The 6,055-nt window shown below is 68.4% G+C and carries 4 protein-coding genes; 1 reads left to right on the top strand and 3 read right to left on the bottom strand.

Features of this window, described 5'->3' with window-relative positions:
- Positions 1-259: 259 nt before the first annotated feature.
- From AC27LF_RS45105 to AC27LF_RS45095, 3 genes are all read right to left on the bottom strand, one after another.
- Positions 260-925, bottom strand: a complete 666-nt coding sequence (locus AC27LF_RS45105; RefSeq protein ID WP_479662393.1) for a hypothetical protein — start codon at positions 923-925, stop codon at positions 260-262.
- A 303-nt stretch (positions 926-1,228) separates the two neighbouring features.
- Positions 1,229-3,820 (bottom strand): AAA family ATPase, encoded by a 2,592-nt coding sequence (locus AC27LF_RS45100; protein WP_479662394.1) that lies wholly within the window; start codon positions 3,818-3,820, stop codon positions 1,229-1,231.
- A 298-nt stretch (positions 3,821-4,118) separates the two neighbouring features.
- Complete coding sequence (locus AC27LF_RS45095) at positions 4,119-4,412, bottom strand: helix-turn-helix domain-containing protein (protein ID WP_479662395.1); 294 nt, start codon at positions 4,410-4,412, stop codon at positions 4,119-4,121.
- A 1,114-nt stretch (positions 4,413-5,526) separates the two neighbouring features.
- Here AC27LF_RS45095 and AC27LF_RS45090 point away from each other — a divergent pair.
- The coding region (locus tag AC27LF_RS45090; protein WP_479662396.1) for a transposase at positions 5,527-6,055 on the top strand (529 nt) is incomplete at its 3' end.

Genomic DNA, 6,055 nt, shown 5'->3' with positions numbered 1-6,055 from the left:
GCGTCCTTCGCCGGACCACAACACGATCCGCGCGCGAAGCGCCACATCGGCCGGAACATCCCGTGACCCGGCCAACTCCCGCAATTCTGCCATCTGTTCAGAGGTGAGATCCACACCAGACTCAACGATCACAGAAGCCTCAGGTTCCATGAACAGGGTCACGAGACACTAGGCCAATGAGTTTGTGCCGGGCGGCGGTTTTTATGGGGTGACGGGAACACGGGCGATTGCACCCACCGGTGCTGGCTGGATATTCGGGTCACGCACGCTCCCAGCGACTGACGATGCGATACCGCACCGGCACAGGGCCGGGTCCGGTGGACTCCGGCACGGCGCGAGGATCCTTCTTCCCCAGCTTTACCAGCACCCCCCTGTGAGCCAGGTAGGTGAGCCCGGACCGAACCCGGCGCACCTCGCGACGGTCGGTGTTTCCGAGTGCGGCCGCCACCTCTCGGGCACTCCACGCGTGGCCCGGCTTGCTGGCCATCGTCTCCAGCAGCCTCTGTGACTCCTCGCCCTGGATCTTGACGGTGTCGCCTGCGTGGTCCGCGGTGTTCTGCGTGGAGCCGTCCGCCGGGTCCTCGGTGTGCCGTTGCGGGGGGATGTCTGCTGCCGGCGTCTCGTCCGGCCGGGGAGGGACGGCTTCCTGGGAGTGGCCGGCGGCGGTGGGGGCGGGGGAGGAGGCTGCCCGGGCCTTCACGGTGGCAAGGATTTCCAGCAGGCGCTCGGCACTCTCTCGCGCCTCGTGGAGCAGATCCCGCTCATCCTGTGTGCTGGCCACCGACTCCTTCAGACGGTGGAGGGTCTCGTCGCGCTCGGCGACGGCCTGACCGACGGTTTGAACGACGCCAGCCAGAAGAGACTCGAAGCCGTCGAAAGCCGTGGGAGTGTCCCCCTCCACAGTGTGGTCAGTGCGCGGCCTCATGGCCTATAGCGTAGGGCCGGATAAGGCCGGATGGGTGCCCCTCAGGAGTGAATTTCCGCCGGGGCCGGAATGAGGCCTGATGACTGGTCAGAACAGTGTCTGACTACAGGAAGTCCCGGCCGTACATTCGGACAGTGCTCTGTATCCAGAGCGTCAGTGCGAAATATCTGGCCGGAAGCCTGGAGCGGGTTCTGACCCGGCTCACTGCACTAGGTTCTGACAGTGTTTCGGGCGTGTGCTTGTCCCGCGGAATCTGGTCTGCGGCGGGTCCGCTTCCGGCAGACTGCGAATCGGCCGGAGCGGTTATGAAACGTGGTCGAACGACTCCCGGGTGATGCTCTCGCTGCCGTCGAGAATGGCCTGGATGGCAGCAGAGCGGACCAAGTGGGCGAGGCCGCCGACCAGCCCCCGGCTGCGCTCATACAGATAGGCGCTGGCCGCGGACAGGGCCCCGGGCTGATGCGCCTTCAGGTCCAGAGCCTTCTCTGTCTGCCGTACCAGGCGCCGCCACACGGTCATGTCTGTGATCGGTCCGCCTTCGACGTGAGTGGCGCGGCGCAGCAGGTGACCGTGCTCGCCGGCTCCCCACAGCCCGTCCAGGTCCGGAGAGTTGGCCGTGTAGACGAACAGGCATGGCACCTGGTCGCTCAGAAACCGCAGCAACTCCCAGGCGCTGGGCTGTCGGGAGGACGACGCCGGGCGCAGGCCGTGGGCATCGTCGATCACCACGAGCGCCGTGCCCGCCGCGACCAGCGCCTGCTCGACGGCGTCCGACAGTGCGGCTGTGCGGGCGGGCGGAGCGACACCCAGGCGATCGGCCAGCCGTACCAGCACCTCCCTGCCGGTCGCTGCGGGCGGGACGCACACGTGCACCGTGACCGGACCGGAATCATCTGGGCGCTGAGCGCGCTCGGCAGCGGCACAGTGCTGGGCGAGTTCCCTGACGGCGTGTGTCTTGCCGCAGCCCGAAGGGCCCGTCACCACCAGCATGTGCCGGTCCGTCGTCGCGAACCGGTTCAGTTCCAGGAGCCGCTCGCCTGCCGTGTACACCTCACGAGCCAGCGGGTCTTCAGGCACCGAAAGAGTCGCGTGATGAGCGATGCGGGCCTGCCGCACGAGGATCTCGGCAGTCCGCAGGAGGGTTGCCTGATGGATCGACTTGGGCTGCTCGCCGGGTGCGCCGGATACCCTCAACCGGGGCCCCTCTTGGGCAGTTGAAGGCACGGCTGCAGGTGCTGTCGCGTCCCCACGTACGACTCCCCCCGGGGGCAGGGTGCCGCGTTCGGTGTTGAGCGCAGGAACGTCGATCCACTGCCCGCTCGGATCGTGGACCCACGCGCGGTCCGGGTCGTAGGCGTCGATGTGCACTTTGCGGACGGACCCCCGCAGTTCCTCCAGAGCCGGTCCCCCATACCGTCTGCCCTGCGCTCTCAGCCCGGTCGGCGACAGCCGATGCCTGACCTCCGGCAGCAGCGCCGGGTATGCCGCAGGAGGCAGGGGCAGGTGCACCCATCCCTGGCGGGCGACGCACGCTGCGAAGGCCCCGCTCGGCGTGGGTGCGAAGTCTGGCTCCGCCACCGGCCTCAACGTCTCCGTCTCGCGGTGCTGCCAGTGCCGCTCCACCCACTCCTGGGCCCACAACTGCACCGTCCGTGCACTCCACTTGCTGGCCGTCCGCGCGTCGGGCCGGGTGGCGAGGTAGGCGGTGAACTGGGTGATCAACTGGTGGATCTTGCCCTCGCCGGAGGTCACCAGCGTGGGCGAGGTGGGCAGCAGGCTCACCCCGTACTGTCGGCACAGTGCTGCGAAACGGCTGTGCGGGGGAAAGACGCCGGGCGCGAGGGCGATTCGTTCCGGCATGATCAGCGGCGCCGTTGGCCGCGGGCCGCCAGGTGGGCCCGCAGAGCCGCCGCTTTGCCCGGCGGATGTGGAGCGCAGCGTGGCGGCGGTCCACCAGCGAGCCAGGAAGGCGCCGGCGTCCGCCGGGCTCCCGCCGTCATCGACCGTCAACGCGCAGACTGACCAGGTCAGTTCGTCGAGCGCCAGCGTCAACCGCATACGGTTCTCGCCGTCAGGAGTCTGCAGGGACACAGCATCGACGTAGACACGTTCCCCCGGGCGCGACAGCCACGTGCCTCCCGCGATGACCACAGGCTTCCCGTCCTGTGCGGCGAGCTGGTCCCGACCCTGACCTGCGCGTTCGGCGGAAAGCCGGTGCAGCAGCCGGTAGAACGTCGAACGGGATGGCAGCCACGATTCGTCGCCCCCGTGCCAGTCGACAACCGCCCGCAGCGTCTGCTGGCGGTAGTGCTCCATCGGCCGGGCCCGCCCACCTTCCTCGGCGGAGAGCACCGCGATGAGGCAATCCAGCACACGCGGGTCGACATGCCTGCCCGGAGTCGGGATCCTGGTGGCGCGGCGGTCGTACAGGCCGCTCACCCCGTGCGACTGATACTGCTGGCGCTTGCGGCGCACCGTCCGTGCCGATGCCCCCTCGACCCCGGCCGCCGCGAGTTCCTCGGCCTTGGCGGCCTCCCGCTCTGCCAACGTGCGCCTGCCCGGATCGTACTGGGGCCTCGGGGGCAAGGCAGGATCCTTGTCCGGAGGCCGCCCGCTGATCACCTCCACGACGTGCCGCTCCCACCACAACGCCCGGGCATGGGAAGCGGGCGATACACCGCGCGGCGGCACGGGGGCCAGCCGGGAGCGCGGGCCCTGTTCGAGCACCTCGAACCCGTCCTTGCCCGCCAACTGGTGCACTGGGTACACCACGCTCTGGCCCAGCGCGTTGACAAGCTCGGCACCCTCGCCGTCCAGGCCGATGACCGACCACGCGTGGTCGCTGAACCGGACACGGTCACCCAGTCCGAGCCGAGCGGCCGCTGGTCTCGTCATCAGCTCTTGCCGACCTTCCCGTTGGACCCGCCGCAGCGCACCCGGCGCATGGACCTGGCGGGGCACCGACACCGCTGGGGCTGCGGTATCTAACGCGCGCACGGCACAGAATGCCCTGGGCACAGCAGTAAGTTATACGTGTCGAAGCAACCCCGAATTAAGCAATTAGCGGCCGCACGCCAGTGCGTATCGCGCGAAGCGAGGCCGCCCAGACAGGTCCTGTGGGCCGGCTGGACGCCCGGGCTCTTTTCGGCTCTGGAGGGACGTCTGCTCCAAACCACTGGTCCGGCTCCGCCGTCTACTCAGGGGCTTCCTGGAGATCGTTGACGCCGCCCTCGGGGGACTCGCCGGGAGCTGGGATCTTCCACTCCAGATGGTCCGGCCACAGCATGACGCCCAGCGCGCCCTCCAGGTCCACCACGGTGAGCATGTCCGGCCACACCGTGCCGTTGAGCACGTTTGCGATCACCTGACGATTGACTCCGCTCTTGCGCGCCAGTGCATTCGCGCTCATCTGCTGCTCCGTCATGGCCTCGGCGAGCCTGCGCGCGATGGCCTGGGCGACGAGGGCGCCGCGGTGGGGCTGCATCATGGCATGCGGCCAGTTTCCGCTGACCACGTACTCTCTCGGCTTTTGCGCACGTCTCGTTCCTCCAGGCACCCGACAAGTGTGGCTGAGACGCCGTCCCGATGCGCGCCACCCCCACCATGCTACTGATGTAGCACCCTGTGGCCCGGCTTTGGCGGAAGTCGGGTTATCGCCCTCGGCTGAAGTGGCACGACGCGAGCGGCTGTGAATGGTCGCCTGTCGAGGGAGTGTCCACTGAAGGCCAGGGGTGCATGAGGTGAGGCTGAAGGCCAGGAGCCCTGCGTGGCCGTCCGCGGCCAGAGGATCTTGGTGCTCAGCCTGCCGCGCTAGCGTCCGAGTGCGTGGGCAGCGGGCCCCGGTCCTGCGTTGACCGGGGTCCAAACACCGGTGACGGTGAAGTGTTCCAGGCGGCTGAGGTCGTGCTTTTGGCCACTGGCTGCAGCCCGGCCTGGCCGTAAGTCGAACGAGACGCTGCCCAGAGAGCGCCGGTCTCAAGACGGTGGACGTCTTGGTCGATGGCGCGGTTGGCGAGGAAACGCAGCAATTCCTCGGCGGCCGAGGTCGGCTCGGTTGGGCCAACGGCCAGGATGAGGCTCTGAGCATGTCCGATAGGCAAGGCCTCAAACAGCGGTTCAACCTTGCCGACGGCAGGGTTGAAATTTCGAGTCACCCAGGACGAGATGTGAGTCATCGACGCACTCAGCCGAGGTGCCAATGTGCCAGTCGGCCCCCGAAGCCCGATACCAGGACTGAGAGGCCACCCGCTCACCGATCAACGGGGTTGGCTGGTCGAACGGGGGTCCTGATCGGGTGATCGCGGTGGGGGCGGTGCATGAAGGCAGGGCCTCGCGGTAGCTCGGGGTTGTCGAAGCCAACGAGCGGTCCCGGGAGGTCCTGTTGCCGCAGTCTTTCGCGCTCGCGTCCACGGCGTCCAACTCGCCGTCTCCGTCGTGTGACTGCCTTGCGCACAGGTTCGGCAACGCGGCGAACGGGCCGAACCGCCTCCCGTGTTACGGCTCCGACCTGACGGAGGCGGAGTGGCAGGTCGTCCGACCGTTGCTGCCGGTGCCCGCCTGGCTTCAGGGGCGGCCGACCGGAGGGCTATTGCCACCGCGTGATGCTGGATGCGGGTCGCTATGTCGTCGACAACGGCGTCAAGTGGGCGAACTTGCCTGCGGATTTCCCGCCGTATGGGCGGGTGCATGCCTTCGCTCACCGCTGGCAGGTCCAGGGCCTGCTCACCGAACTGCACGACCGGCTGCGTGACCGTGTCCGGGAGAAGGAGGGCCGCATGGTGGACCCGAGTGCGGCGATCGTGGGCTCGCCGTCACTGCGGGCGGCGGCGAACATCCCCCGCTCGACCTCCGGCTGGGACGGCGGCAAGAAGGTGGGTGGCCGCAAGCGGCACCTGGTGGTCGACTGCCTCGGCCTGGTCCTGGTCGTGCTGGTGACCGCGGCGAACGTGCAGGACTGCGACGCCGCAGTGCCTGTGCTGGAACGGCTGCGCCGGCTGTACTTCACCATCCGGCTCGTGTGGGCGGACGGCGGCTATGCGGGCCGGCTCGTCGGCTGGGCGGCCGAGAAGCTCCAGCTCACCGTCGGCATCGTCAAGCGCAGGATGTACGACACCATGATCTTTCCTCCTT

It is taken from the genome of Streptomyces diversicolor, assembly GCF_057537855.1.
The sequence above is the reverse complement of the archived record's forward strand: the minus strand, read 5'-3'. Positions and strand labels throughout refer to the sequence as shown.